The sequence below is a fragment of the Marinobacter sp. EN3 genome, assembly GCF_000475315.1.
Classification (GTDB): Bacteria; Pseudomonadota; Gammaproteobacteria; order Pseudomonadales; family Oleiphilaceae; genus Marinobacter; species Marinobacter nauticus.
This window is the reverse complement of record NZ_AXCC01000030.1, coordinates 37,740-61,862: the sequence shown is the minus strand read 5'-3', so window position 1 is coordinate 61,862 and position 24,123 is coordinate 37,740. Positions and strand designations below refer to the sequence as shown.

25 protein-coding genes are annotated in these 24,123 nt (G+C 60.0%); 12 read left to right on the top strand and 13 right to left on the bottom strand.

What is annotated here, in order from left to right:
* Window positions 1-65: 65 nt before the first annotated feature.
* The 3 genes from Q675_RS30550 to Q675_RS30540 are packed head-to-tail and all read left to right on the top strand — an operon-like array spanning window position 66 to window position 3,531.
* Entirely contained in the window at window positions 66-1,088 is a 1,023-nt protein-coding gene (locus Q675_RS30550; protein ID WP_022991970.1) for a GGDEF domain-containing protein, read from the top strand.
* Window positions 1,085-2,083 carry a GGDEF domain-containing protein gene (locus tag Q675_RS30545; RefSeq protein ID WP_023011448.1) on the top strand — a complete coding sequence of 333 codons (999 nt, stop codon included), beginning with the start codon at window positions 1,085-1,087 and terminating at the stop codon, window positions 2,081-2,083. The genes Q675_RS30550 and Q675_RS30545 overlap by 4 nt, the downstream gene beginning before the upstream one ends.
* Complete coding sequence (locus tag Q675_RS30540) at window positions 2,080-3,531, top strand: bifunctional DedA family/phosphatase PAP2 family protein (RefSeq protein ID WP_023011447.1); 1,452 nt, start codon at window positions 2,080-2,082, stop codon at window positions 3,529-3,531. The genes Q675_RS30545 and Q675_RS30540 overlap by 4 nt, the downstream gene beginning before the upstream one ends.
* Window positions 3,532-3,534: 3 nt before the next feature.
* On the opposite strand, the gene Q675_RS30535 is transcribed toward Q675_RS30540, so the two are convergent.
* Complete coding sequence (locus Q675_RS30535) at window positions 3,535-4,116, bottom strand: LON peptidase substrate-binding domain-containing protein (protein WP_023011446.1); 582 nt, start codon at window positions 4,114-4,116, stop codon at window positions 3,535-3,537.
* 44 nt (window positions 4,117-4,160) lie between these two features.
* Entirely contained in the window at window positions 4,161-5,414 is a 1,254-nt protein-coding gene (locus Q675_RS30530; protein WP_014420656.1) for an HDOD domain-containing protein, read from the bottom strand.
* Between the two features lie 153 nt (window positions 5,415-5,567).
* On the opposite strand from Q675_RS30530, the gene ilvD reads away from it, so the two are divergent.
* Window positions 5,568-7,403 carry a dihydroxy-acid dehydratase gene (gene ilvD, locus Q675_RS30525; RefSeq protein ID WP_023011445.1) on the top strand — a complete coding sequence of 612 codons (1,836 nt, stop codon included), beginning with the start codon at window positions 5,568-5,570 and terminating at the stop codon, window positions 7,401-7,403.
* A gap of 67 nt (window positions 7,404-7,470) precedes the next feature.
* Here the strand turns inward: ilvD and Q675_RS30520 are convergent, their stop codons facing one another.
* Window positions 7,471-7,881 carry a peptidoglycan-binding domain-containing protein gene (locus Q675_RS30520; RefSeq protein WP_023011444.1) on the bottom strand — a complete coding sequence of 137 codons (411 nt, stop codon included), beginning with the start codon at window positions 7,879-7,881 and terminating at the stop codon, window positions 7,471-7,473.
* A gap of 107 nt (window positions 7,882-7,988) precedes the next feature.
* Window positions 7,989-9,080, bottom strand: a complete 1,092-nt coding sequence (locus Q675_RS30515) for an AI-2E family transporter (protein WP_011785884.1) — start codon at window positions 9,078-9,080, stop codon at window positions 7,989-7,991.
* 130 nt (window positions 9,081-9,210) lie between these two features.
* On the opposite strand from Q675_RS30515, the gene Q675_RS30510 reads away from it, so the two are divergent.
* From Q675_RS30510 to Q675_RS30500, 3 genes are all read left to right on the top strand, one after another.
* The gene (locus tag Q675_RS30510) at window positions 9,211-9,561 is read left to right on the top strand and encodes a hypothetical protein (RefSeq protein ID WP_011785885.1); all 351 of its coding nucleotides are present in this window, start codon (window positions 9,211-9,213) and stop codon (window positions 9,559-9,561) included.
* A 98-nt stretch (window positions 9,562-9,659) separates the two neighbouring features.
* On the top strand, window positions 9,660-9,908 hold the full coding sequence (locus tag Q675_RS30505) for a hypothetical protein (RefSeq protein ID WP_011785886.1): 249 nt from the start codon (window positions 9,660-9,662) through the stop codon (window positions 9,906-9,908).
* A gap of 122 nt (window positions 9,909-10,030) precedes the next feature.
* Window positions 10,031-10,930, top strand: a complete 900-nt coding sequence (locus Q675_RS30500) for a haloalkane dehalogenase (RefSeq protein ID WP_011785887.1) — start codon at window positions 10,031-10,033, stop codon at window positions 10,928-10,930.
* Between the two features lie 18 nt (window positions 10,931-10,948).
* On the opposite strand, the gene Q675_RS30495 is transcribed toward Q675_RS30500, so the two are convergent.
* Window positions 10,949-11,737: an acyl-CoA thioesterase gene (locus tag Q675_RS30495; RefSeq protein WP_023011443.1), complete on the bottom strand. Its 789-nt coding sequence runs from the start codon at window positions 11,735-11,737 to the stop codon at window positions 10,949-10,951.
* A gap of 198 nt (window positions 11,738-11,935) precedes the next feature.
* Here Q675_RS30495 and Q675_RS30490 point away from each other — a divergent pair, with 198 nt between their 5' ends.
* Window positions 11,936-13,462, top strand: a complete 1,527-nt coding sequence (locus Q675_RS30490; protein WP_022991977.1) for a DEAD/DEAH box helicase — start codon at window positions 11,936-11,938, stop codon at window positions 13,460-13,462.
* 19 nt (window positions 13,463-13,481) lie between these two features.
* On the opposite strand, the gene Q675_RS30485 is transcribed toward Q675_RS30490, so the two are convergent.
* From Q675_RS30485 to Q675_RS30470, 4 genes are read right to left on the bottom strand one after another with little or no spacing between them, the layout of a single operon-like run.
* Window positions 13,482-13,997 (bottom strand): dihydrofolate reductase, encoded by a 516-nt coding sequence (locus tag Q675_RS30485; RefSeq protein ID WP_011785890.1) that lies wholly within the window; start codon window positions 13,995-13,997, stop codon window positions 13,482-13,484.
* Between the two features lie 14 nt (window positions 13,998-14,011).
* Window positions 14,012-14,851, bottom strand: coding sequence for a thymidylate synthase (locus Q675_RS30480; protein ID WP_022991978.1), 840 nt, complete (start codon window positions 14,849-14,851; stop codon window positions 14,012-14,014).
* Window positions 14,848-15,636 carry a prolipoprotein diacylglyceryl transferase gene (gene lgt, locus Q675_RS30475; RefSeq protein WP_023011442.1) on the bottom strand — a complete coding sequence of 263 codons (789 nt, stop codon included), beginning with the start codon at window positions 15,634-15,636 and terminating at the stop codon, window positions 14,848-14,850. The genes Q675_RS30480 and lgt overlap by 4 nt, the downstream gene beginning before the upstream one ends.
* A gap of 10 nt (window positions 15,637-15,646) precedes the next feature.
* Complete coding sequence (locus tag Q675_RS30470; RefSeq protein WP_023011441.1) at window positions 15,647-16,444, bottom strand: sulfite exporter TauE/SafE family protein; 798 nt, start codon at window positions 16,442-16,444, stop codon at window positions 15,647-15,649.
* A gap of 92 nt (window positions 16,445-16,536) precedes the next feature.
* Between Q675_RS30470 and Q675_RS30465 the strand changes: the two genes are divergently transcribed.
* The 4 genes from Q675_RS30465 to dxs all read left to right on the top strand — a co-directional run bounded on the left by Q675_RS30465 (window position 16,537) and on the right by dxs (window position 20,574).
* Window positions 16,537-17,310 carry an NRDE family protein gene (locus tag Q675_RS30465; RefSeq protein ID WP_014420647.1) on the top strand — a complete coding sequence of 258 codons (774 nt, stop codon included), beginning with the start codon at window positions 16,537-16,539 and terminating at the stop codon, window positions 17,308-17,310.
* Between the two features lie 58 nt (window positions 17,311-17,368).
* On the top strand, window positions 17,369-17,626 hold the full coding sequence (locus Q675_RS30460) for an exodeoxyribonuclease VII small subunit (RefSeq protein WP_023011440.1): 258 nt from the start codon (window positions 17,369-17,371) through the stop codon (window positions 17,624-17,626).
* Entirely contained in the window at window positions 17,626-18,522 is an 897-nt protein-coding gene (gene ispA / locus Q675_RS30455) for a (2E,6E)-farnesyl diphosphate synthase (RefSeq protein ID WP_023011439.1), read from the top strand. The genes Q675_RS30460 and ispA overlap by 1 nt, the downstream gene beginning before the upstream one ends.
* Before the next feature lie 120 nt (window positions 18,523-18,642).
* Window positions 18,643-20,574, top strand: coding sequence for a 1-deoxy-D-xylulose-5-phosphate synthase (gene dxs / locus Q675_RS30450; RefSeq protein WP_023011438.1), 1,932 nt, complete (start codon window positions 18,643-18,645; stop codon window positions 20,572-20,574).
* Between the two features lie 43 nt (window positions 20,575-20,617).
* Here the strand turns inward: dxs and ribA are convergent, their stop codons facing one another.
* From ribA to argJ, 4 genes are all read right to left on the bottom strand, one after another.
* Entirely contained in the window at window positions 20,618-21,229 is a 612-nt protein-coding gene (gene ribA / locus Q675_RS30445) for a GTP cyclohydrolase II (protein ID WP_014420644.1), read from the bottom strand.
* 132 nt (window positions 21,230-21,361) lie between these two features.
* Window positions 21,362-21,844 (bottom strand): cyclic pyranopterin monophosphate synthase MoaC, encoded by a 483-nt coding sequence (gene moaC, locus Q675_RS30440; RefSeq protein ID WP_031211445.1) that lies wholly within the window; start codon window positions 21,842-21,844, stop codon window positions 21,362-21,364.
* An 87-nt stretch (window positions 21,845-21,931) separates the two neighbouring features.
* Window positions 21,932-22,921, bottom strand: coding sequence for a Nudix family hydrolase (locus Q675_RS30435; RefSeq protein ID WP_023011436.1), 990 nt, complete (start codon window positions 22,919-22,921; stop codon window positions 21,932-21,934).
* On the bottom strand, window positions 22,902-24,119 hold the full coding sequence (argJ, locus tag Q675_RS30430) for a bifunctional glutamate N-acetyltransferase/amino-acid acetyltransferase ArgJ (protein WP_023011435.1): 1,218 nt from the start codon (window positions 24,117-24,119) through the stop codon (window positions 22,902-22,904). The genes Q675_RS30435 and argJ overlap by 20 nt, the downstream gene beginning before the upstream one ends.
* Window positions 24,120-24,123 lie beyond the last annotated feature (4 nt).

Sequence of the window (24,123 nt, the reverse complement as noted above, 5' to 3'; positions counted from 1 at the left end):
CACCCCAAACGACTATTATAGCGCTGCACAGGTTCAAATGGATGCGCCAGCAAAGGACAGACTCAATGCCCCAAACCGCCGAAAAATTTCTTCCCGGCAAGTTTTCCCGCAGCGGGTTTATTGCCTTTGGCCTGACCACCGGGCTCTGTCTGTTCATGGGGGAACTGCTGGCGGCAGTAGCAGCTGCAGCTGCGGCTGGCCTTTGCCTTGCGGGCACCCATCAGGGCAAAACACATCAAAATGCCCCCTGGCCACAATTACGGGCATTCTTTCTGACAGCCCTGGTTCTGGCGCTGGTATCGGCCATCTGGCTGGGCCCCTGGCCACTCAGCCACTGGCTCTATGCCCTACCGCTGGTACTGTTTGCCATGGCGCCGGTCTATCTGGCCGCCATTGTTACTGTTATCTTCATTTTCCTGGTGCTGGCCGGCACCCAGTGGGCGATAGCCCTCCCGGACAGGCACCAGATGATGACTGCACTGGTACTGACCACGCTCCTAGGAGCCATTCTGGTGTTCATGCGCGAGTACAAATCCCGGCAGCTTGCGCCCCTGCGCCGTACCGATGAGCTTACCCAGGCAGCCAGCCGGGAATACCTGTCAGCCGACCTGCACAAGGAAATACAACGCAGCGAGCGGGAAGGCACCAACATGTCGGTGATGATGATCGGGCTGGATACTCACCTGAGCGACGTCGATCCGGACGAAGACATTCGTGCGATTCTGCCACGCATCGGCCGCTACCTGCACTCCCAGCTTCGGGATTTCGATACGTACTACCGGGTGGCCGACCTTCAGTTTCTGGTGATTCTCCCCGGCGCCAATACTGCCGAGGCTGCCCGAACAGCAGAACAGGTTCGCCGCGGCCTGTGCACGCTGATGGATTCGCACGGCCTGAAGCTTACGGTCAGTACCGGCGTGGCCGGGCTCAACATCGGCGACGATGCCGACAGCCTGCAACAGAGCGTTGCCAACGCCCTGCGACGGGCCCAACAGCAGGGCGGAAACCGAACCCAGACATACAGTAACCCGGTGCCTCCAGAGGCCAGCTGGCCGGCTGAACCTTCCGACCGGGAGGCAGCGCAATGACCGAGACCCGACTCCGAACCTGGACCCACGCCTTTGGCTACGGCCTGGCGGCGCTGTTCACCGCCGCGCTGGCACTGCAGAACCTGCGTTACGGCTTTTACCAGCTGTTCTATCTGGCCCTGGCCATGACCGCCTTACTGGTTGCCGGCCTGGTCTACACCTGGCTATGCCGTCGCCAGCAGCTTTCCGCACCCGGCCACCTGGTCATTCTCGCCGGCCTTAACAGTGGCCTGGTTGCAGCGGTACTGACAATGGATGCCCCGGGCATCAGCCACTGGGCCATGCCTTTGCTTTCGCTGAACCTGCTGATTCTGCCCCTGCGGCATGGGCTAATGCTCTCAGCGATGCTACTGGTTCCGGTGCTGGTTGTCGCCTGGCTGTCGACACCCATAGACACAGCCCTGATGACGACAGCCGGCCTTATAGCACTTCTGGCAGTGACCGCCCTGTATATCTGGCACTATGACCACATGGCGCAATCGGCCCAGGATCTTGCCATTACCGACCCCGCCACCGGAGCCCATAACGCGCGCTTTCTGGATGAGACACTGCAGAAGGAAATCAGTCGTGCCATTGCCACCGGCCACCCATTGTCGGTGATCAGCCTGAACATCGACCATGCCGACGAAATTCGCGACCTGCACGGTAAGGCCGGCCTGCAAACGCTGCTGCGCGACGTCACAGGCACCCTGTTTGAAATCATCCGGGCCGGGGATTCGCTCTACAGTATCAACGGATCGGAGTTCTTCCTGATCCTGCCGTTTACGCCGGAGGAAGGGGTACGGGTCATTGCAGAGCGCATTCGCAGAATGCTCAGCGAACATGACTGGGCCCAGGTTGGCAAGATCTCGGTCAGCCTCGGCTGCACCACCCGGGGCAACGGCGACACCAGCACCCATTCATTGCGTGACCGCGCCGTCACCGCCATGCTCGAAGCCAGGAAGCGAGGAGCGCATTCTGCCTGGTTCAGCCCGGGAGAGCCCGTCAAGGCATGACCGCGACCTGGCTCACTGACGTTACTTCCTGGGTAGCCGCCAATCCGGGCTGGCTGATTGCCGCCCTGTTCCTGACCGCGCTGATAGAATCGCTGGCGGTTGCCGGCATTATCATACCTGGAGTGGCTTTATTGTTCGCATTTGCCGCGCTTGCCGGCAAGAGCGGCCTGCCCTTGTCCGACGCCCTGCTGTGGGCCGGCCTTGGTGCCGTGGCAGGGGATGCGATCAGCTTCGCCATCGGCCGACTGCTCAAGGGGCGCCTGGATACCGTCTGGCCATTCAGTCGATACCCGGGGCTCATTGCCCGCGGAGAGCGCTTTTTTCGCGCCCACGGGGGAAAGAGCGTGGTCATCGGCCGTTTTGTTGGGCCGATACGCCCGGTCATTCCCCTGATTGCCGGTGCGCTGACCATGTCCTGGCAGCGTTTTCTCACCTTCAATCTGCTATCAGCCACGGGCTGGGCCCTGGTGTATATCCTGCCGGGATTTTTCGTAGGCTCGGCTATGGGCAGCGAGATCAAACCCCCACCCCATTTCTATCTGGTACTTGCGATCAGTGGTGCGGCGCTGGTGGTTGTCTATCTGATTGTTTTGCGGATTCGGCTCGGCGTTGGTGAAGGGAGCTGGCTCTATCAATGGCTGGAATCCCGGATGAGTCAATACGACGCAACACACCGGTTCTGGCGTCTGTACAGCAGCGAGCGGCCGGCTCAGCAGGGGGAATTTCCTCTGCCCTCTCTGCTAATGACGGCCTCCTCGCTCGCATTGTTTCTTGGGCTCGCGCAATTGGTCGGAGTCAGTGATGAGCTGGCCTCTATGAACCAGCAAGTGCTGCAGTGGTTCAGCGCTCTGCGCCAACCCCTGCTGGATTTTCCCATGGTAGCACTCACTTTGCTGGGCGATCCCCCGGTCCTGTTCGCTGCCGCCGTGATTGCCGTTTTGTTGCTGGCGTTCCGGGGCTACTACGCAGCCGCCATTCATATTGCCAGTGCCGCAGCCATCACCGGGATCAGCGTTTGGCTGCTGAAAGCGGGCATCGGCATCAGCCGGCCAGATCAGGTGCTCTCGGCACCAAGCTCCGGCGCGTTCCCCAGCGGGCATACGGCCGGTATGACCGTTCTGGTTACCCTGGCCGCCAGCTTCGTCGCCGGCGAAAACCGCAAACACCAGCGCTGGCAACATTACCTGTTTCTGTCACTACCCTTGCTACCGGTAGCGCTGAGCCGACTGTATCTCGGCGTGCACTGGTTCACGGATGTGCTTGGAGGCCTGTTTCTGGGGCTCGCGATCACCGGTGCGACACGGGCCAGTTACAGCCGATACGACAGGGTGGCGCTGAGCCCGGACAGCTTGACCTGGGCCGCTGGTATCGGCTGGCTGGTTTTCGTGGCCATGTACATGATGGGTAACTGGGAAACAGCCGTGGTGAGTTACGCACCCCAGCTATAATTGTCAGCCGCCCTGCTCCAGCGCTTCCAGCAACTGCTGCAGTCGGTCAAGCCGTTCAAGCGGATCCTGCAATTCCGCCAGCCGCTGTTTTTCCTGCTTATCCAGCGGCAGCAATTCGGTCAGCCTCCAGCCAATATGGCGGGCATCGTCGTAATCCACGTCCATCTCCAGATCCTTGACCACCGGATGCCGGAACAGCGCGCGCAAGACCGAGGGCAACTCGTGGTAACGTTCCGGCACATCGCTCTCAGCCTCGGCAATCAGGCACTCCACATCGCCGACATTGAGGCCATCCTCCTGCTGCCAGCTGCGGACGACGGAAACCTTGCAATCACCCTCAACCGTGATGCCCAGCAGACCATTATCCAGTTGCTGGAAATCGATGATCCGGACATAGGTGCCAATGTCGTAGAACGAAGCCCGGGCTTCGGTCTCGCCGCCTTCCCGCAACAAAACCACCACAAAGCCGCGGTCCTCCTTCAGACAACGGGTAAGCATGTCGATATAGCGGGGCTCAAACAGCTGCAGGGGGATACGCCCCCCGGGCAGGATAATTGAATTTAATGGAAACAGCGGTACGTTCATAAGTTTGTCAGTCACTACCGGCCAGGCTCCTGCTGCGGCTTGGTTTATCGAATAGAAAGAAGTTTCTGCACTTCGTCCACCCGTTCCCGGGCCTCACTCAGCAGTTGCAGGCTTCTGGAAGCATTCAATTCCAGCTCGCCCAGCCGGCGCCATGCCGGCACCTGATCAAAGGCTGGAAGCCCCTCATTCTGGCTGGAGCCAATCATCGAATGCAGTTGGGCAACAATCACCACATCAACCAGTTGGGGCGCAGTTTCCCGGCACTCATGATGCCAGTCTTCCGCATGACGCACCGCCTCCACGAAGGCTTTCGGGAACGCCCAGTTCTCAAGTACCGCACACCCGACATCGGCGCGGAGTTCGTCGATGGCATGGTGCAGGTTTCTGTCATCGGCGAACAGATTGACGTGGTGCTCGGCCTGCACCAGTACAGGAACCACCCCGATATCATGCAGCAACCCCGCCAGTAAGGCTTCCTCAGGATCAATGCGTGTGGCGTGGTCCGCCAGCACCCAGCACAGCGCCGCCACCTCCCGGGAATGGCGCCATAGCTGCTCCATTTCTTTCTGCAATGGCGCCCGACGGGTCTTGAACACCTCGCGCATGGCGAACACCGTCACTAATTGCCGGGTGGTTCGCATGCCCAGACGAACCACGGCCTCACGCACATTGCGGACATCGCTGAAACCGCGATAGAGCGGACTGTTGCAGGAACGTACCAGCTTGGCCGCCATGGCCGGGTCTGCCGACACCGCAGAAGCGACCTCGGTGGCCGACGAGTCCTCCCGGTCCACCACCCGCCGGACTTTCCAGGCCACATCCGGCACACTCGGCAGCTGGACCTGATTGGACCGCAGCTCAGAGTAGAACTCCATCAACAGATGGTGCTCTTCGCTCTGGTCTTCGTCGTGATCGGACGAGTCCATTTCCACCTGGGAAATGGGCGCCGCCCTCAGCATCTGGTTCAGCACTTCCTGCTCGATCACCAGAAACTCGCAGGGTTTGACCGCAGTAACGTCATACATCCGGGGCTGCAGACGGGCTACTGGATTGAGAGCTTTGTCGGTCTCAGCCTCAATGGTCGACTTACGACCATCAACCGATTGCAGCTCCACGGCGCCGGAAATCAGAAAATAATCCAGACCATCCCGAACGCCCCGTTCCATGACCCTCTGCCCTGGTCCGTGGGTTCTGCGCTCAGCCCGGCTGGCCAACAACACAAGCTGATCGTCCGTCAGACGGCCCAAAGGCTGAAAACTTTTAAGACGACGTAATGGCAGGCTTTCCTGGCCACCCATAGGCAGACTCCCCTGAACTGCTGGATAAAAAACGGGCATCACATGTTACGTATTGTAATCACCACTCGGGAAAACAGCCATGCGAGCGGCGTCGAATCTGTTATCCTCTGGTCTTTCACTTTATCCGATAACCTAGGGAGAGAACCGCCTACCATGCCCCAGTATCGTTCCCACACTTCTACCGCCGGCCGCAATATGGCCGGTGCCCGCGCCCTTTGGCGTGCCACCGGCATGAAGAACGAGGACTTCGGCAAACCCATCATCGCCGTTGCCAACTCCTTTACCCAATTTGTGCCCGGGCACGTTCACCTGAAAGACCTGGGCCAGCTGGTTTGCCGCGAGATCGAAGCGGCCGGCGGTGTTGCCAAAGAGTTCAACACCATTGCTGTGGATGATGGTATCGCCATGGGGCACGATGGCATGCTTTACTCCCTGCCGTCGCGGGAAATCATCGCCGACTCGGTGGAATACATGGTCAACGCCCACTGCGCCGATGCTCTGGTTTGCATCTCCAATTGCGACAAGATTACCCCGGGTATGCTAATGGCCGCCATGCGCCTGAACATTCCCACCATTTTTGTTTCCGGCGGCCCGATGGAAGCCGGAAAAACCAAGCTATCTGAACACAAGCTCGACCTGGTGGATGCCATGGTCATCGCCGCCGATCCAACGGCGACCGATGAGATGGTCGAGGAATACGAACGCAGCGCTTGCCCCACGTGCGGTTCCTGCTCCGGCATGTTCACCGCCAATTCCATGAACTGCCTGACCGAAGCCATCGGCCTGGCCCTGCCCGGTAATGGCTCCATGCTGGCCACCCATGCCGACCGGGAACAGTTGTTCCTGAAAGCCGGTCGTCAGATTGTGGAGAATGCCAAACGCTATTACGAGCAGAACGATGCCAGCGTTCTGCCGCGCAGCATCGCCTCTGTGGAAGCATTCGAGAACGCCATGACCATGGACATTGCCATGGGCGGCTCCACCAACACTATCCTGCACCTGTTGGCTGCAGCCCAGGAAGGCGGTGTTGAATTCTCCATGGCCGATATCGATCGCTTGTCCCGCAAGGTTCCGCAGCTGTGCAAGGTCGCTCCCAACTCCCCCAAGTACCACATGGAAGACGTGCACCGCGCCGGCGGCATCATGGGCATTCTGGGTGAACTGGAGCGCGGCGGCCTGATCAACGTCGACCTGCCCACGACTCACAGCAAAACCATGCGCGAAGCCCTGGAAACCTGGGACATCATGCGCTCACCAACACCTGAAGTGATCGAATTCTACAAAGCCGGCCCCGCCGGCATTCCGACTCAGACAGCCTTCAGCCAGAGCACCCGCTGGCCAAGCCTCGATGGCGACCGTGAAAACGGCTGCATCCGCTCCGTGGAACACGCTTATTCTTCAGAAGGCGGTCTGGCCGTACTGTATGGCAATATCGCCCAGGATGGCTGCGTAGTGAAAACCGCGGGCGTTGATGAAAGCATCTACGTCTTCGAGGGCAAGGCCCGGGTCTTCGAAAGCCAGGATTCCGCCGTAGCGGGCATTCTGGGTGACGAGGTCAAAGCCGGTGATGTGGTGATCATTCGCTACGAAGGGCCCAAAGGCGGTCCAGGAATGCAGGAAATGCTCTACCCGACCAGCTACCTGAAATCCAAGGGGCTGGGCAAGGACTGTGCACTGCTGACTGACGGCCGGTTCTCCGGCGGCACGTCAGGGCTCTCCATCGGCCATGCTTCGCCGGAAGCTGCTGCCGGTGGCGCGATTGGACTGATTGAGGATGGCGATACCATTTTGATCGACATCCCCAACCGATCTATCAATGTTCAGGTCAGTAAGGAAGAACTGGCACAGCGACGGGAAGCACGCGACGCCAGGGGCTGGAAACCGGAGCTACCGAGAGACCGGAAGGTATCCGCCGCCCTCAAAGCCTACGCACTGCTGGCCACCAGTGCCGATAAAGGTGCGGTTCGGGATTTGAGCAAGCTGGACTGAATCTGGACCACAAAAAAGCCCGCAAAGTGTTTGCCTTGCGGGCTTTTTTTTATCCGGGGACTGGCGTTTACCAGAGCGACCAGCCACCATCTTCGTCTTCTTCGATGGTGTCTTCGGCAGAAGACTCGGTCTCAGCTGGAGCCGGTTCTTCCGGTGCCGCCTGCGCGGTTGCCGCCGGCGCAGACTGGCCCGCATCAGCGGCCGCCTGCTGCACGGTGATCAGCCCCAGAGCACGCTCGGTTTCCTCGTTCAGAATACCGGTTGCCTCAAGGCCGTTGTCTTTCTGGAAGCGGGTCAGTTCCGCCCGGGTCTTGTCATCCATGCTCGGGCTGACATTGGTGATGTCGTAACCGGCACCATAAAGCGCGTGCTTGAGCGCGACCACTTCATTGGCCTGGGCAACGGGTGCCAGACCCAGCAGGGCGACCGTTCCGACCGCCAGCGCCGTCCTGCCGATGTGACGGGTGACTGTTTTCATGGTTCTCACCTGATCTACTCCTGGATATCTCTGTGACATCTGCTGTTCTGTTTTTATAGTGTGGCGCCTTCCTCTACGTATCAGCGCTTCCTAGACCATAACATAATTTAATCTTCGCGGGCCGGACCATTCTCGGGATTTGCCGGATCGGCATAGTGATACTGGCCAAATTCACGGATAAAAATGCCCCAGAATGCCATGAAAAGCGCCGCCACCAGCGGCCCCATGACAAAACCATTGATGCCGAACATAACAATGCCGCCCAGGGTGGACAAAAGCACGAGATAGTCCGGCATTTTGGTGTCCCGCCCTACCAGCACAGGCCGGAGCAGGTTATCCGCCAGACCAATCACCACTACCCCATAGGCGGTCAGAATGATGGCCGGCACAATGTCCCCCACGGCAGCCAGATAGATAGCCGCCGGCACCCAGACAATCGCAGCCCCGACGGCTGGCAGCAATGAGACGATGGCCATGACCACCCCCCACAGCAAGGCTCCGGTAATGCCCAGTATCCAGAAAATCATGCCACCGAGCGCTCCCTGAATGATGGCGATCAGCAGGTTACCCTTGACCGTGGCACGGGTGACTTCCGCGAATTTGGCAAACAACAGACGCTCACGCTCATCACCCAGCGGCAAGGCGCGAATCATCAGCTCTATCAGTTTCTGGCCATCACGGATCAGGAAAAAGGCCAGGTAAACCATCAGAGCCAGCCCCAGAAAGAACTGAAAGGTGTTCTGCCCGATGCCCAGGGCCTGCTTGGCCAGAAACTGGCTCCCCCCAAGAAAGGCATTAACGGCGCGGTCCCTCAGATCCGCAAAGTTGATGTCAAACTGGGCCAGAAAGGCCTGGATGGCAGGAAACGACTGGTTAACCTGATCAATGTATTCCCCCGGCCGGATCTCTCCGGCCTGGATCTTCTGGTAGATCCCCATTCCTTCCGCAATCAGCGCCGCGCCCAGTACCAGGACCGGAATCACCACGATCACCATGCACACGAACAGCGTGATCAGCGCGTTCAATGTCGGCCGGTCGCCAAGTCTGCGTACCAGCAACTGCTGCACCGGATGGAAAATAAGAGCAATGGCCACCGCCCAGAAGATCGGGCCAAAGAACGGCTTCATCAACAGAATGAACGCAAGCGACACACCGAGCAGCATCGCCAGAAAAGTCCGTGTTTCAAGTTTTGCGTACATAGTTAAACAATTCCTGTCCAGAACATGCCCATCGGGGCCGATAGGGAAAGCAGACTACCACGATAGCGTGGCCAATGTAGCGGGGTTCGCGTTATAGTGGTTGGTTATCGATCAGCCAACAATACAGGTTATGTGGTTGGAAGCAGACAACTTTACCGTGGAGAGCGCGCTCGAGGCCGCACTGGAATTGCAGAAGGTGCTGGCAGCCCGTACCCATCGTCGCAAGGTGATGGGCCAGGAGGTACTCGTGCCCGGCCAGTTGGGCGAGGCCCTGCACCTGCCCAGAACCATCAGCCGCCTGAGTGGCAAGCAGCAACGGTTGCGAGATCGTGGCCTGGAGGATTTCCAGGAGCTCTGGCCCACGCTGTCTGAATACACTCGCCAACGGGTTCTGGACGGACTCGGCTGGTACGACCCCAAGCAACTCGACTGGGACGACAAGCGCTCCAATCGCCGGCCATTGGTCGATCCTGACGCCTGATACGTATAAATGCGGAAGCCGAAGTGTGGGTCTCAGGCCCGGGCAGACTTTGAAATGTCACACTTCGCCCTTACTGTGAACTGATCAGGAGGATAACTATGACAGACAACAACCATTACACTGCCATCCTGGCCCAGGGGAGCGCCGTGCCCACCCTGTTGTGCGGGCATTGCCATTCCATTCTCTCTCGTGCCAGAATTTTCCGTAACCAGGGCGACGCCCATCAGGCCATTGAGTGCAACACCATCGGTCTGTGCTCCGCGGACGACTGCGGCGCGGTGAACTGCTGCGACGAGGCTCTGGCCCAGGTGGAAAACCCAGAACGCCTGTTTGACATCGCATCCTGATTCAAACCGGCAACGCTCTGTTACGCAACTCAAACACACAAAATTCCCATCTGATTTATCCTGACCTTCGACGATTGTCGTACCGATAATCACGCAACCACTCAGTCAGGACAGTCGATGGCATGCGTATTCTGAGAACCGACGAAGCCCGCTTCGCAGGCCTCCCGGATTACCCCTTTTCAGCACACTACCTGGATGTCGAGCCAGGCCTGCGGATGCACTATGTAGACGAAGGCCCTGCCCACGCGGCCCCAGTGGTAATGCTTCACGGGGAGCCATCCTGGTCCTATCTCTACCGGCACATGATTCCGCTTGTCGCCGAAGCGGGCCACCGGGTTCTGGCGCCGGATCTGATTGGTTTTGGCAAGTCAGACAAACCCGCCGATGTCAGCAACTACAGTTATGACAGCCACATGAACTGGCTGACCCACTGGCTTGAAACACTGGACCTGACCAACGTCACACTGGTGTGTCAGAACTGGGGCTCACTGTTGGGATTAAGGCTGGCGGCAGAGCATCATCGCCGGTTCAGCCGGATCATTGTCGGCAACGGCATGCTGCCAACGGGGGACAACCGGGTACCGGTCGTGTTCAGACTCTGGAAGGCGTTTGCCAGCCATAGCCCCTGGTTTCCGATAGGCCGGATCGTCCAGCTTGGTACCGAACGGTCCCTCAGCCCGGCCGAAATAGCCGCCTACGAGGCGCCCTTCCCGACACCGGATTACAAAGCCGGTGCCCGGGCGTTCCCGGCCCTGGTGCCAACCTCGCCCAACGACCCGGCCAGCGCCGCCAACCGGGAAGCCTGGCGCGTGCTGGAGAAATGGCGCAAACCGTTTATCACCTGCTTCAGCAGTGGCGACCCGATTACCCGGGGTGGCGACCGTTACATGCAGCGGCGAATCCCCGGGGCCTTCGGCCAGCCCCATATCACACTCAACGGCGGACACTTCCTGCAGGAAGATTCCCCCCGACAGTTTGCCCGGGTCATTCTGGACGCGCTCAAAGCCGAGATGGCGGCCTGATAGCCAGGCCCGCCTCACTCAGCCGAATACCGTAACCGTTTGCCGGCTCAGGGCCACCAGTTCACCGGCCGGAGTCCAGATGCCGGCATGGGTATGACCATATCCGGCACCGGCCTGGTCGATGGTTGCGCGATATAGCAGCCAGTCATCCGGCTTCATGACCGGCCTGGGATGGACGATCTCCAGCGCCCAGCTCAGGGAACTGGCTGGCGCCGGCCCTTTGAGATGCGGCAACAGCGCCGGTGGCCAGGCATCAACCAGAGCAACAATGTGGGCGTCGGTCATAGTCTCCGGGGCTTCCCGGAACTTCATCCAGCCCCCCATTTCGCGCCCGCCCTTACCGGAGAATGGCATATGGCCAAACGCCCAGCGCATTTCGATATGACGGGTAAACTCCGGCGTCACTTTCGGGATATACGGAAGTGACTGACATTGCTCTACCGGCACCGCTTCCGGCGCCGATGTCGGCGCCACTCGGACAGCAGACTCACGGTCTCCCCCGAAACTGGCCAGACAGACAAGGCGGGGCTCGCCATTCTGAAGGATCCGTCCCTGGACCTGGGATACTGCCTTGCCTTCACGCAGGACTTCGGCCTCAACACGGGCCGGCACATCCGGCTCTACGGGGCCGACAAAAGACACCTGAAGAGCCCGCATGGCGCGATCATCCGCCACTTTTGATGCCATCACCTCAAACACCAGGGCCGCGACCAGGCCGCCGAACGTGGCACGTCCCTGGCCCCAGTCTGACGGTATCACCACTTCGCAGTTATTCCGGACATCACCGAGAAGGTCATCGAACGTCATTTGTTTTAGATCCTGTTCATTAGCCTGCAAACCGGTAAGACTGCACCACTTGTCGAAGCCTGACAATAGGCCGGCCCCGGCAACTACCTATCGATTGCCTGGCAATAGTCGTATAAAAACCACCCCAAACAGACTATAATGCGCCAAAATCATGCATTGCCTTTGCAGTGCGATACCCTCCGAATACCGAGTACATTCATGTCAGAATTGTCTTTTGCCGAACTGGGGCTGGATCCAGCAGTACTGGAAGCCGTCTCCGCCGTTGGCTATGAAACCCCGTCGCCCATCCAGGCGCAATCCATCCCTGCTCTGCTGGCCGGCAACCACCTGTTGGGCGTCGCCCAGACAGGCACCGGCAAGACCGCAGCCTTCGCCCTGCCATTGCTGAGCCGGATTGATGCTAACGTGGCCGAGCCACAGATTCTGGTGCTGGCCCCTACCCGGGAGCTGGCGATTCAGGTCGCGGAAGCGTTCACCACCTACGCCAGCAAGTTCCGCAATTTTCATGTTCTGCCAATTTACGGTGGCCAGGATTTCTCACCACAGATTCGCGGCCTCAAGCGTGGCGCCCAGGTTATTGTGGGCACACCTGGCCGCATGCTCGACCATCTGCGCAAGGGCACCCTGAAGCTGGACGGCCTGAAGGCACTGGTACTGGACGAAGCCGACGAAATGCTGCGCATGGGCTTCATTGATGACGTGGAAGCCATCCTGGCGAAGACGCCGGACACCTGCCAGCGCGCGCTCTTCTCGGCCACCATGCCGCCACAGATCAAGAAAGTGGCCCAGACTTACCTGAAAAACGCTACCGAAGTAAGAATCGAGAGCGAAACCCGCACGGTTGAACGCATCGCTCAGTTTGTGCTGCCGGTCTACGCCGAGCGCAAGCTGGATGCGCTGACCCGCATTCTGGAAGTTGAGCCTTTTGACGCCTCGATCATTTTCGTGCGCACCAAGGCCGAAACCACCATGCTGGCAGAAAAACTGTCCGCACGCGGCCACGCTGTGGCGCCCCTGAGCGGCGACCTGAACCAACGCCAACGCGAACAGACCGTTGAAGACCTCAAGCGTGGCAAGAAAGACATCATCATTGCCACCGACGTCGCCGCCCGTGGTCTGGACGTGCCCCGGATTACTCACGTTATCAACTACGACGTGCCCTACGACACCGAGGCGTACATCCACCGGGTTGGCCGTACTGGCCGTGCCGGCCGTACCGGCAAGGCTATCCTGCTGGTGACTCCGCGTGAGCGCAGCTGGCTGCGCACTCTGGAGCGGGCCACCAACTCCCCGATGGAACCTTACCAGTTGCCGTCACCTGCCGCCCTGCAGAAAATGCGGGTAGAGCAGTTTGAGGCGCAACTGCTGGGCTTCACCGACGATCCTCGCGCTGCCAAGGCCATCGCCCTGCTGGATGAGATCGCCGAGCGTAACGATATGGACATGGCCGCCATCGCCGGCGCCATGGCTTGCCTGCTGGAAGCTTCCCAGCCAGACTCTCTGCCGCTGGAACAGCCGGAAGCACTGCCGGAGATTTCCGCCGCGCCCCGCCGGGACCGTAAAGGCCCGCCACCAGGCAAAGGCGGTTTCCGCAAAGGCGGCCCTGGCAAGAAGTTCAGCAAGGATGGCAAACCCGGCTTCCGCAAGAGCGGGCCGAAAGGTGGCAAGCCCGCCGGCAAGGGCGGCAAACCTGCAGGAAAAGGCCCCAAGCGCGCGCCGCGCTGAGGCCTGATTGGCTAGCCGGTCATTCTGACCGGCTACGCTGGTAGACGACAAAGCTGTAGTCGTAAGGATTGTTGTCAGACGCAGAAAAATCTTCGCGCCCGATCTCTTCCCACTCGTCCCAGTTCACTTCCGGAAAGAAGGCATCTCCGTCCACCTCTGCGTGCACCTGGGTGATGTATATCCGGTCAACCATTGGCAGCGCTTCGGCATAGATCTGACCTCCGCCAATAATCATCACTTCATCACCACCTTCCAAGTTCGCCTGGGCTTCGGCTTTCACCAACGCTTCGTTCAGCGACGCTGCGGCAACGGTTCCGGCTGGCGCCTGCCATTCCGGATTTCTGGAAATCACCACGTTCATCCGCCCGGGCAAAGGCCGGCCGATGGAGTCCCAGGTCTTTCTACCCATGATAATGGGCTTGCCCATGGTGGCCTGCTTGAAGTAGCGCAGATCACCGGGCAGATACCAGGGCAGCTTGTTATTCCGGCCGATCACCCGGTTTCGGGCCATAGCTACGATGAGGGCCTTGCGCATAACGGGTTCCTTGCTCAAATTGCTATAGGGGCTTTGATCACGGGGGACGGGTCGTAACCTTCGAACTCGAAATCTTCCAGCTCGTAGCCAAAGATGGATTCCGGTTTACGTTTGATGACCAGCTTCGGCAACGCACGGGGCTCACGCCGGAGCTGTTCGAATACGATGTCGTCCGTCAGGTGATTCCGGTAAAGATGACAATCACCAAATGTGTGCACAAACTCCCCCACATCCAGATCACACTGCTGCGCAATCATATGGGTCAGCAAGGCATAGGACGCAATATTGAAGGGCACCCCCAGGAACAGGTCGGCGCTGCGCTGATAGAGCTGGCAAGACAACTTGCCGTCGGCGACATAGAACTGAAACAGACAGTGGCAAGGCGCCAGGGCCATACGCCCCTCCCGCACGTTATCCTGCGGACTGATGGACTCGTCCGGCAGCTCGGCCGGATTCCAGGCGGAGACGATCAGGCGCCGGGAGTTGGGCTTGGTGCGAATCTGCTCGATCACCTCGCTGATCTGGTCAATCACGCGGCCGTCGTGGCATTGCCAGCTGCGCCACTGCTTGCCGTAGATCGGACCGAGATCGCCGTTTTCCAGTGCCCACTCATTCCAGATGCTGACTTTGCGTTCTGTCAGCCAGGTGTTGTCGGTGGAACCCTTGAGGAACCACAATAGTTCATAAATGATGCTGCGCAGGTGGACCTTCTTGGTCGTCACCAGCGGGAAGCCGTCCTGCAGATTGAAACGCATCTGCCGGCCGAACACCGAGCGGGTGCCCACGCCGGTGCGATCACCTTTGTCGAATCCGTTGTCGACAACATCCTGCATCAGGTCGAGGTAGGCTTTCATTGGGCGTTTCTCCGGTAAGCAAGGAACATCAGGGCGGCGCCGGCGGCGATCATGGGTGTAGAGAGCACCTGCCCCATCGTCAACCAGTCAAAGGCCAGGTAACCCAACTGGGGATCTGGCTGACGAACGAACTCCACCAGGAAGCGGAAGATGCCGTAGCAGACCAGAAACAGGCCGGACACCGCCATTTTCGGGCGGGGCCTGGAGGAGAACCACCAGAGAATCACGAACAGGGCCACCCCTTCCAGCGCAAACTGATATAGCTGCGATGGGTGCCTGGCAAGGCTGTCTGGCGCCTGCGGAAAGACCATGCCCCAGGCTACGTCTGTCGGTTTTCCCCAGAGTTCGCCGTTGATGAAATTTCCGATTCGCCCGGCACCCAGTCCAACCGGGACCAAGGGCGCGACAAAATCGGCGATTTTCCAGAACCCGGCTCCGGTTTTGCGGCCATACCACCACATGGCCAGCATCACCCCCAGCAGGCCGCCGTGGAAAGACATACCGCCTTCCCATACCCGGAGCAACCAGAGTGGGTCCGCAATAAAGGCATCAAAGTTATAGAACACTACGTAGCCAAAGCGGCCACCGAGAATCACACCCAGGGCCATATAGAACAGCAGATCACCCACCTGCTCTTCCTGCAGTGGCGACCAGGGCTTGCGGGACCGGAGACGGCCCAGCCACCAGCCGGCGGCAAACCCGACCAGATAGGTCAGGCCATACCAGTGGATTTTCAACGGCCCAAGGGCGATCGCCACCGGGTCAAACTGTGGATGTTGCAGCATGAATGCTCTCTCAGCTCAGAAGAAACCGTAAACCAACCAGAACCAGCATAATGGCAAAGATGCGCTTGAGCAGGCGTCCATCCAGACGATGGGCCAGCCCGGCGCCGATGCGTGCAAAGAACACACTGGTGGCGACCACACCCACCAACGCCGGCAGGTAGATAAAACCAAGACTCAGCTCGGGCAGATGGGGATCCTGCCAGCCGGTCCAGATATTGGCCAGGGCGCCCGCAATTGCAATCGGGAAGCCGCAGGCCGCCGAAGTCGCCACCGCCTGCTGCATTTTGACGTTGCACCAGCTTAAATAGGGCACGGTCAGGGTGCCGCCACCAATACCGAAGATAGCCGACGCCCAGCCAATGATGCCGCCGGCAGCACCCAGCCCGGTGGTGCCCGGAACGTCCCGCCCCGGCTTCGGATTGACCTCGAGGATCATCTTCAGTGCCACCAGAATGACAAACACCCCGATAATGGTTTCCAGCACCGGGCCGCTCAGCATGGCCGCGGTCCAGGCACCAAGCACGGCACCGACCACAATACCAACGGTCATGGGGCGAAACAGATCCCAGCGCACCGCGCCATGCTGGTGGTGGGTGCGGATGGAACTGATGGAGGTGAACACAATGGTGGCCAACGACGTACCCACCGCAAGATGGGCGGCAATCTCCGGGCTGATGCCCTGTAGCCCGAAACTGAAGATCAGCACGGGCACAATCACCAGTCCGCCACCAATGCCAAACAGACCGGCCATGGTGCCCGCCAGTGCGCCCAATAAAAGATACAGTATGATGATGCCTATCATGCTCATGGTTACAGACCACCCCTGCTCAGATCAGGCTGGTATGATACGCAGGAATGCCAGCAACTTCAGCCCACGCATCCAAGGAATTCCGTTCACCCATGTGCCTAATTGCTTTTGCCATCGGCCAGAACCCCCGCTTTCCCCTGGTGGTTGCTGCCAACCGGGATGAATTCTTCCGCCGTCCCACGGCCGCCATGGACTGGTGGCAGGCCGACAGCGGTCAGCATCTGCTGGCCGGGAGAGACCTGGCTTCTGGCGGCACCTGGCTGGCCATCAGCGCGAACGGTCAGGTTGCCGCTGTCACCAATGTGCGGGAGGGTAGCCCGGAAACCGGTCGCTCCAGCCGCGGCGAGCTGCCCGTTCGTGCCCTGGCTGAACCCGCCAGCGTATTGGGCGCTGCTCTGAACAGCGAACCCGATCGGTACGCCGGATTTAACCTGGTGTCTCTGACAGAACGCGGCGGCTGGTATTACAGCAACCGCGACGCGCACCCGGGGCGCCAACTCTTCCGAGGCAGCTTTGGTCTTAGCAATCATCTTTTACAGACACCCTGGCCGAAACTGCTGCGCCTGAGAAAGGCCTTTGCCACCGTGGTTGAAGCTGCGAGCCACCGTACCGAGGACTTGCACAACCAACTCCTGCCTTTGCTTCAGGACACCAGCCCGGCGCCCGACGCCATGCTTCCCGATACTGGCGTAGGCATTGAGACCGAACGATTTCTATCGTCACCGTTCATTGTCGGCAGTGACTACGGCACACGGGCCACTACCATCGTCACACTGGACGCACAGGGCGAAGTCAGGGTGACAGAACAATCCTGGGGACCCAATGCCCAGGCCCTGGAAAAACGGCAATTCAGCTGGCAGCGATAGCAAACCGACTCTGTTATAATCCGCGCAATTTCCGAAACACCCGACCGGAGGTCGCCCCATGGCCGGCGAGAACACCAGCAGCGCTTCCATAGCCGACTTTGAGAAATCCCTGAACGAACTGGAACAACTGGTTCGTGACCTGGAACAGGGCGAACTGTCCCTGGAACAATCACTGACGGCTTTCGAGCGCGGCGTCAAGCTGACACGGGAGTGCCAGAGTGCCCTGAAATCCGCCGAACAGCGGGTCGAGCAGCTGGTGCAGAACAGTGACGGCACACTGGAAACCCGGCCTTTCTCTGCAGACGACGAGCAGTGATGGACCATCGCATCCGCCAGGCGGAGGCCTATCTGGACCAGTGCCGCCAACAGGTTGATCGGGAGCTGGACCGCTGCCTTGCCCGCCACGCCACCTCAGAACGGCTCCAGGAAACCATGCGTTACAGCGTTCTGGGCGGCGGCAAACGAGTGCGTCCGGCCCTGTGCATGGCTGCCGCCCGAGCCATGGGCAGCGACGAAAGCACGGCCCTGGCGCCAGCCTGCGCCCTGGAACTGATTCACGCCTATTCCCTGGTCCACGATGACTTACCGGCCATGGACGATGACGATCTCCGCAGGGGCCGACCGACCGCTCACATTGCCTTTGACGAAGCTTCGGCCATTCTGGCCGGGGATGCACTGCAAACACTGGCGTTTGCGTTGCTGTCCGATGCGCCGGCGTTGTCAGATCGACAACGCGTGACCATGATCTCGGAGCTGGCCCGGGCCAGCGGTCATCAAGGCATGGTTGGCGGTCAGGCCATTGATCTGGAATCCGTGGGGCAACAGCTGAGCGTGGCGCAACTGGAAACCATGCACCGGCACAAAACCGGCGCCCTGATCGAAGCCAGTGTTCGCCTGGGCGCACTAACCTCTGAAAGCGTGACCGAGTGCCAGCTGAGCAACCTGACGGATTACGCCAGCGCACTGGGGCTCGCGTTTCAGGTACAGGATGATCTTCTGGATATTGAGGGCGACACCGAGGTCATCGGAAAGCGCCAGGGCTCTGATGCCGCCAGGGCAAAACCCACATATCCGGCATTACTGGGTATCGAGGGAGCTCGCCAGCACCTGGCCCGACTGCTTGATGAAGCTCTGAGCGCACTGGAGAGCTTCGACTCGGAAGCCGACACCCTGAGGGCCATGGCTGACTACGTGGTGGCACGCAGCCACTGAACCATTTCAAGGCCAAGCATCACCATTTTGTAACAACTGGCCCGGGATGTATGAAACCGGGCCGCCTGTTCCCTTATAATGCCAGCCATAGAACCCACATTCCGATAAAGACCCGAGCTGATGCAGGACACATACATTTTCAGGGAAATCCCGCCGCAGCGGCCCAATACGCCACTGCTCGACCGGATAGACGTGCCATCCCAGCTGCGTGAGCTGCCAGCAGAGGACTTGCCCCGGCTGGCCAGGGAATTGCGAGCGTTCTTGCTGTGGTCAGTTGGCCAGACTGGAGGTCATTTCGGCGCAGGCCTTGGTGTGCTTGAGCTGACGGTGGCCCTGCACTACGTGTTCAATACCCCCGAAGACCGGCTGGTATGGGACGTGGGCCACCAGGCCTATCCCCACAAGATCCTGACCGGTCGCAAGGAACAAATGGGCAGCATTCGCCGTAAAGGCGGCCTGGCCGGCTTCCCGAAGCGGGCAGAGAGTGAATACGACACCTTCGGCGTAGGCCATTCGAGCACATCCATCAGCGCGGCATTGGGTATGGCGATCGCCGCCCGGATGCAGAACACCGGCCGCAAGAGTATTGCCGTTATCGGGGATGGCGCCATGACCGCGGGCATGGCTTTTGAAGCCCTGAACCATGCCGGCCACCTTCATGCCGACATGCTGGTGGTGCTGAACGACAACGACATGTCGATTTCACGCAACGTCGGCGGGCTTTCCAACTATTTCGCCAAACTGCTCTCCAGCCGCACCTACAATCAGGTGCGCGACAGCAGCAAGAAGGTGCTTAAAGGCACACCTCACCTGATGGCCCTGGCAAAGAAAACCGAAGAACATTTCAAGGGCATGATTGCGCCCGGCACGCTGTTTGAGGAGCTGGGTTTCAACTATATTGGCCCCATCGACGGTCACGACCTGCCCCTGCTGGTGGAAACTCTGGAGAACATCCGGGAACTGGAAGGCCCGCAGTTCCTGCACGTGGTCACCACCAAAGGCAAAGGCTTTGCGCCTGCCGAAGCGGACCCGATTGGCTACCATGCCATCAACAAGATCGAACCGGTGCCCGCCAGCAAGCCGGAACCGGTGAAGCCGAAACCGGCCAGCCCGAAATACGCCAACGTCTTCGGGCAGTGGCTGTGCGATGCCGCCGAGCAGGACAGCCGGGTAGCCGGAATTACCCCCGCCATGTGTGAAGGCTCGGATCTGCTGGCATTTTCAGAGCGCTTCCCGGACCGCTATTTTGATGTCGCCATTGCCGAGCAGCACGCGGTCACCCTGGCGGCTGGCCTGGCCTGCGATGGCGCCAAGCCGGTCGTGGCCATTTACTCAACCTTCCTGCAGCGGGCCTATGACCAGCTGGTGCATGATGTCGCCATCCAGAATCTGGATGTCCTGTTTGCCATTGATCGTGCGGGTCTGGTCGGCGAAGACGGCCCCACCCATGCCGGCGCCTTCGACATCAGCTATCTGCGCTGCATTCCCAACATGCTGGTGATGACTCCGTCGGACGAAAACGAGACCCGGCAGCTGCTTCACACCGGCCTTGAATACTGCGGCCCGGCCGCCGTTCGCTACCCCCGGGGTACCGGGCCCGGTGCCGAAATCCAGCAGCAACTCACCCCGCTGCCCATCGGCAAGGGCCGGCGCGTGCGCGACGGTAGCGGTATCGCCATTCTCAACTTCGGCACCCTGCTGGCGCCGGGGCTGGAGGCTGCGGAAGCCCTGGGCGCCACGGTCGCCGACATGCGCTTCGTCAAGCCTCTGGATGAGGCTTTGGTACTGGAACTGGCGGAAACCCACGACTTGCTGGTCACACTGGAAGAAAACGTTGTTGCCGGTGGCGCCGGCAGCGCGGTGACGGAATTCCTGAATGCCCGCCAGGTTTCCATGCCGGTGTTACAACTGGGGCTACCGGATGCGTTCGTTGAGCACGGTCAGCACAAGGAATTACTGCGGGACTGTGGGCTGGATGCAGACGGTATTCGTCGCAGCATTGCCCGTCGAATGGAGCAGCTCGGATACCCGACAGTGGTGGCTGCTAAATAACTCGGGAAGGAAGGCGGATCAGCACTGATCCGCCAGAGATCCATCAGACCGGGTCGTCGTCCTGGTGGGTTTCCAGCCAGTGCCCCAGCTTGCTCTGCTTGGTGTTCAGGTAGTGCTCGTTGTGCGGGTTGCGGCCCACATGCAAAGGCACGCGCTCGGCAATGTTGATGCCGTAAGATTCCAGCGCCTTCACCTTGCGCGGGTTGTTGGTCATCAAGCGCAGGCTTTTGATGCCCAGGTGTTCAAGCATGTCCTTGCACATGCTGTAATCCCGGAGATCTGCACCAAAGCCCAGGCGCTCATTCGCTTCCACGGTGTCGGCGCCCTGATCCTGCAGACGATAAGCCCGGATCTTGTTCAGCAACCCGATACCACGGCCTTCCTGCCGCAAGTACATCAGAATACCCCGACCCTCCCGGGCGATACTGCGCAAGGCTTCTTCCAGCTGGTAACCACAGTCACAACGCATGCTGTACAGGGCGTCGCCAGTTAAACATTCGGAGTGGGTTCGCGCCAGCAGTGGTTCTGCGCTATCAATGTCCCCCAACGTCAGCGCCACATGCTCCTTCCCGGTGTCCGGCTCCTCAAAGCCGTGCATATCAAACACACCAAAGGGGGTGGGCAAACGGCAGGTTTCAATGTAACGAACAGCCACTGTGTTTCCTCGTGGTTCGGACAAATTGGGCGGGCATTCTATCATGCGGCTGCTTGCCTGGCGTAGTGTCGACACGGTTCCCCTCCGGTTTATGCGGTACCCGAAAGGTTACGGTCGCCGCCAGGCTTCAGATCATTGCTCCCGGGCCTGCCAGTGGCCGGAGCGGCCGCCTTTCTTTTCCAGCAGGCGCAGATTATCGATCACCATGCCTTTGTCGACCGCCTTGCACATGTCGTAAATGGTCAGAGCGGCCACACTCGCGGCCGTCAGCGCTTCCATTTCAACACCGGTCTGACCGGCCAGTTTGCACCGGGTCTCGATCGCCACGGAGGCGCCATCATTGCCAGCCTTCAGTTCGACTTTCACGGAGGTCAGGTTAAGCGCATGGCACAGGGGAATCAGGTCGTGGGTTCGTTTCGCAGCCATGATGCCTGCTATTCTGGCCGTCGCCAGCACATCCCCCTTGGGGTGCTCACCTTCCAGGATCATTCTCAGGGTTTCCGGAGCCATCCGGACACAGGCTTCGGCTCTGGCCTCACGTTCCGTCACCGCTTTGTCGGTGACATCCACCATTCGGGCTTCACCCTTGTCATCCAGATGGGTCAGTTTTGTCACAGAAAACTCCGATTGATCTGTTGAAGAGGTTACTTTGGCATGACCCGGGCCAGGTTGGAATCCGTAATCGCCCCGGGCCACACACGGCTACCACCAGAAACCGATACCAGCCACGCCCTGGCCACCAAGCGCGCGGGCCCGGAACTGGTGCTCAGGTCCGAGACCTCCGATACCGTATACCGGCACCTTTGCCGTCGCTGCCAACGCCTGGAAAGCAGCCCACCCAATTCCACACTGGCCCGGATGGCTGGGCGTCTCCAGCACATTACCCAGGACCACGTAATCCGCCCCCAGGCGCTCTGCGTGGCGCAATTGCTCAGCACTATGGCAAGACACACCCAGCCAGCAATCGTCGCTGACAGGTCGCTCTGAATGCCTCTGCGCCTCGCGCCAGGGCAGATGAACGCCTTGGGCTTCTGACACTGTCCGACACAGGTCTGCCGCCCCATGCAGAATCAACCCGACGCCCCTTTCCCGGCACACGCCCAGAGCCGCTGCTGCCAGCTCCAGGTACGCCGCCCCGGAGAGTGTCGGAGCGCGTAACACCACCAGTGAATCCGGCTGCCCCCGGTCGAGAGCGGCGCCGAGTCTGGCCAGGCCTGCCGGCACATCCTCAATCGTTCCGGTAATCGGAAGTCGGTGGGGCAATCGCAGCGCCCTGATGATGGGCCGGTTGGCGGCGGGAAACTCTTCGTCCTTGAGCGCATCCGGAGCCAACCATCTGACCGGCTGACCTTCTTTGCCCTCCGGCTCGCCCTGAGCCGAGTGGCTCGACCAGACATCAAGAAACACACATTTGTCGCCGTAGTCATGGCGTATGCCAATCAGCGGCTCCAGACTGTCTTCAGACAGCACCAGCCCGGTCTCCTCGGCGATCTCCCGACACAGAGCCTGTTGGACGGTTTCTCCGGGCTCGACCTTGCCGCCCGGGAACTCCAGCAAACCGCCCTGATGGGCTGTATCCGGGCGCCTTGCAATCAGGACACGGCCATCCCGAATGATCACGCCCACTGCCACATGAACGGTCTTATGGCTAGCCGAAATGCCGTCGGCGGTCTCAGGTACGATATTCGGCATTGATGGTCACGTAATCATGGGAAAAATCACAGGTCCAGACTGTTTCCCGGACATTGCCCCGCTTCAGATCAATGGCAATGGTGATCTCTTCCTGATCCATCACCGCCTGGCCCCGAGCCTCGGAGTAGTCGTCGGCACGGCCACCGTTGCGCACCAGGCAGACATCGCCCAGGTAGATTTCCAGGGCGTTCAGATCCAGATTCTCCACACCGGCACGGCCAACGGCCGCCAGGATACGTCCCCAGTTCGGGTCTGATGCGAACAGGGCTGTTTTCACCAGTGGGGAGTGCGCCACGGTGTAGGCCACATCCAGCGCTTCTTGCTGGTCGGCTGCGCCACTGACATCGATGGTCACAAATTTGGTGGCGCCCTCGCCATCCCGGACAATGGCGTGGGCCAGCTCCAGGTACACCTCCTGAAGGGCCGCCCGCAATACCGGCAACAGCGGGCTGTCGGCGGTAATTTCAGGCCCGCCATACTGGCCGCTGGCCATCAGCATGCAGGCATCATTGGTGGAGGTGTCGCCATCAATGGTAATGCGGTTAAACGACTTCTCGCCGAGCTCAGAAGCCAGCGTTTGCAAAACCTCCGGCGCCAGACGGGCATCGGTGGCGATAAAGCCGAGCATGGTGGCCATGTTGGGGCGAATCATACCCGCGCCCTTGCTGATTCCGGAAATGGTCACCCGGTGGCCATCCAGATCCACCTGCCGCGACGCGCCCTTAGGGCGGGTATCGGTGGTCATGATTCCCGATGCCGCCTCTGCCCAGCGGTCTTCCCGGGTGTCGGCCAGGGCCTCTGGCAGCGCACTGACGATCTTGGCAACCGGCAGTGGCTCACCAATCACCCCGGTAGAGAATGGCAGTACCTGGCTGGCAGAAATGCCCACCTCTTTCGCCAGCGCCTCGCAGCAGGCCGTGGCGTCCGCCAGGCCCCGTTCGCCGGTACCGGCGTTGGCATTGCCGGTATTGATCAGCAGATAGCGAGGAGCATCTTGGGACAGATGGCGGCGGCTGAGGACCACTGGGGCCGCACAGAACTGGTTGCGGGTAAAAATGCCCGCTACCCGGGTTTCCGGCGCCAGCTCAAACACCACTATGTCTTTTCTGCCGGGCTTCTTGATCCCGGCACTGGCAATGCCCAGCTTGATTCCCGCCACCGGGAAGAAATCGGGTAAGGTTCCGGGACCTACCGCCATGCCT

Bases quoted from the DNA above. Each gene is read 5' to 3' on its own strand.
- Q675_RS30540 (WP_023011447.1), top strand. From the start codon at position 2,080: ATGACCGCGACCTGGCTCACTGACGTTACTTCCTGGGTAGCCGCCAAT.
- Q675_RS30480 (WP_022991978.1), bottom strand. From the start codon at position 14,851: ATGAAAGCCTACCTCGACCTGATGCAGGATGTTGTCGACAACGGATTC.
- Q675_RS30530 (WP_014420656.1), bottom strand. From the start codon at position 5,414: ATGGGTGGCCAGGAAAGCCTGCCATTACGTCGTCTTAAAAGTTTTCAG.
- argJ (WP_023011435.1), bottom strand. From the start codon at position 24,119: ATGGCGGTAGGTCCCGGAACCTTACCCGATTTCTTCCCGGTGGCGGGA.
- Q675_RS30485 (WP_011785890.1), bottom strand. From the start codon at position 13,997: ATGCGCAAGGCCCTCATCGTAGCTATGGCCCGAAACCGGGTGATCGGC.
- Q675_RS30435 (WP_023011436.1), bottom strand. From the start codon at position 22,921: ATGCCGAATATCGTACCTGAGACCGCCGACGGCATTTCGGCTAGCCAT.
- Q675_RS30510 (WP_011785885.1), top strand. From the start codon at position 9,211: ATGTGGTTGGAAGCAGACAACTTTACCGTGGAGAGCGCGCTCGAGGCC.
- lgt (WP_023011442.1), bottom strand. From the start codon at position 15,636: ATGCTGCAACATCCACAGTTTGACCCGGTGGCGATCGCCCTTGGGCCG.
- Q675_RS30520 (WP_023011444.1), bottom strand. From the start codon at position 7,881: ATGAAAACAGTCACCCGTCACATCGGCAGGACGGCGCTGGCGGTCGGA.
- Q675_RS30470 (WP_023011441.1), bottom strand. From the start codon at position 16,444: ATGAGCATGATAGGCATCATCATACTGTATCTTTTATTGGGCGCACTG.
- Q675_RS30545 (WP_023011448.1), top strand. From the start codon at position 1,085: ATGACCGAGACCCGACTCCGAACCTGGACCCACGCCTTTGGCTACGGC.
- Q675_RS30500 (WP_011785887.1), top strand. From the start codon at position 10,031: ATGCGTATTCTGAGAACCGACGAAGCCCGCTTCGCAGGCCTCCCGGAT.
- Q675_RS30535 (WP_023011446.1), bottom strand. From the start codon at position 4,116: ATGAACGTACCGCTGTTTCCATTAAATTCAATTATCCTGCCCGGGGGG.
- Q675_RS30515 (WP_011785884.1), bottom strand. From the start codon at position 9,080: ATGTACGCAAAACTTGAAACACGGACTTTTCTGGCGATGCTGCTCGGT.
- Q675_RS30460 (WP_023011440.1), top strand. From the start codon at position 17,369: ATGGCCGGCGAGAACACCAGCAGCGCTTCCATAGCCGACTTTGAGAAA.
- Q675_RS30495 (WP_023011443.1), bottom strand. From the start codon at position 11,737: ATGACGTTCGATGACCTTCTCGGTGATGTCCGGAATAACTGCGAAGTG.
- Q675_RS30465 (WP_014420647.1), top strand. From the start codon at position 16,537: ATGTGCCTAATTGCTTTTGCCATCGGCCAGAACCCCCGCTTTCCCCTG.
- dxs (WP_023011438.1), top strand. From the start codon at position 18,643: ATGCAGGACACATACATTTTCAGGGAAATCCCGCCGCAGCGGCCCAAT.
- Q675_RS30550 (WP_022991970.1), top strand. From the start codon at position 66: ATGCCCCAAACCGCCGAAAAATTTCTTCCCGGCAAGTTTTCCCGCAGC.
- ispA (WP_023011439.1), top strand. From the start codon at position 17,626: ATGGACCATCGCATCCGCCAGGCGGAGGCCTATCTGGACCAGTGCCGC.
- Q675_RS30505 (WP_011785886.1), top strand. From the start codon at position 9,660: ATGACAGACAACAACCATTACACTGCCATCCTGGCCCAGGGGAGCGCC.
- Q675_RS30490 (WP_022991977.1), top strand. From the start codon at position 11,936: ATGTCAGAATTGTCTTTTGCCGAACTGGGGCTGGATCCAGCAGTACTG.
- ilvD (WP_023011445.1), top strand. From the start codon at position 5,568: ATGCCCCAGTATCGTTCCCACACTTCTACCGCCGGCCGCAATATGGCC.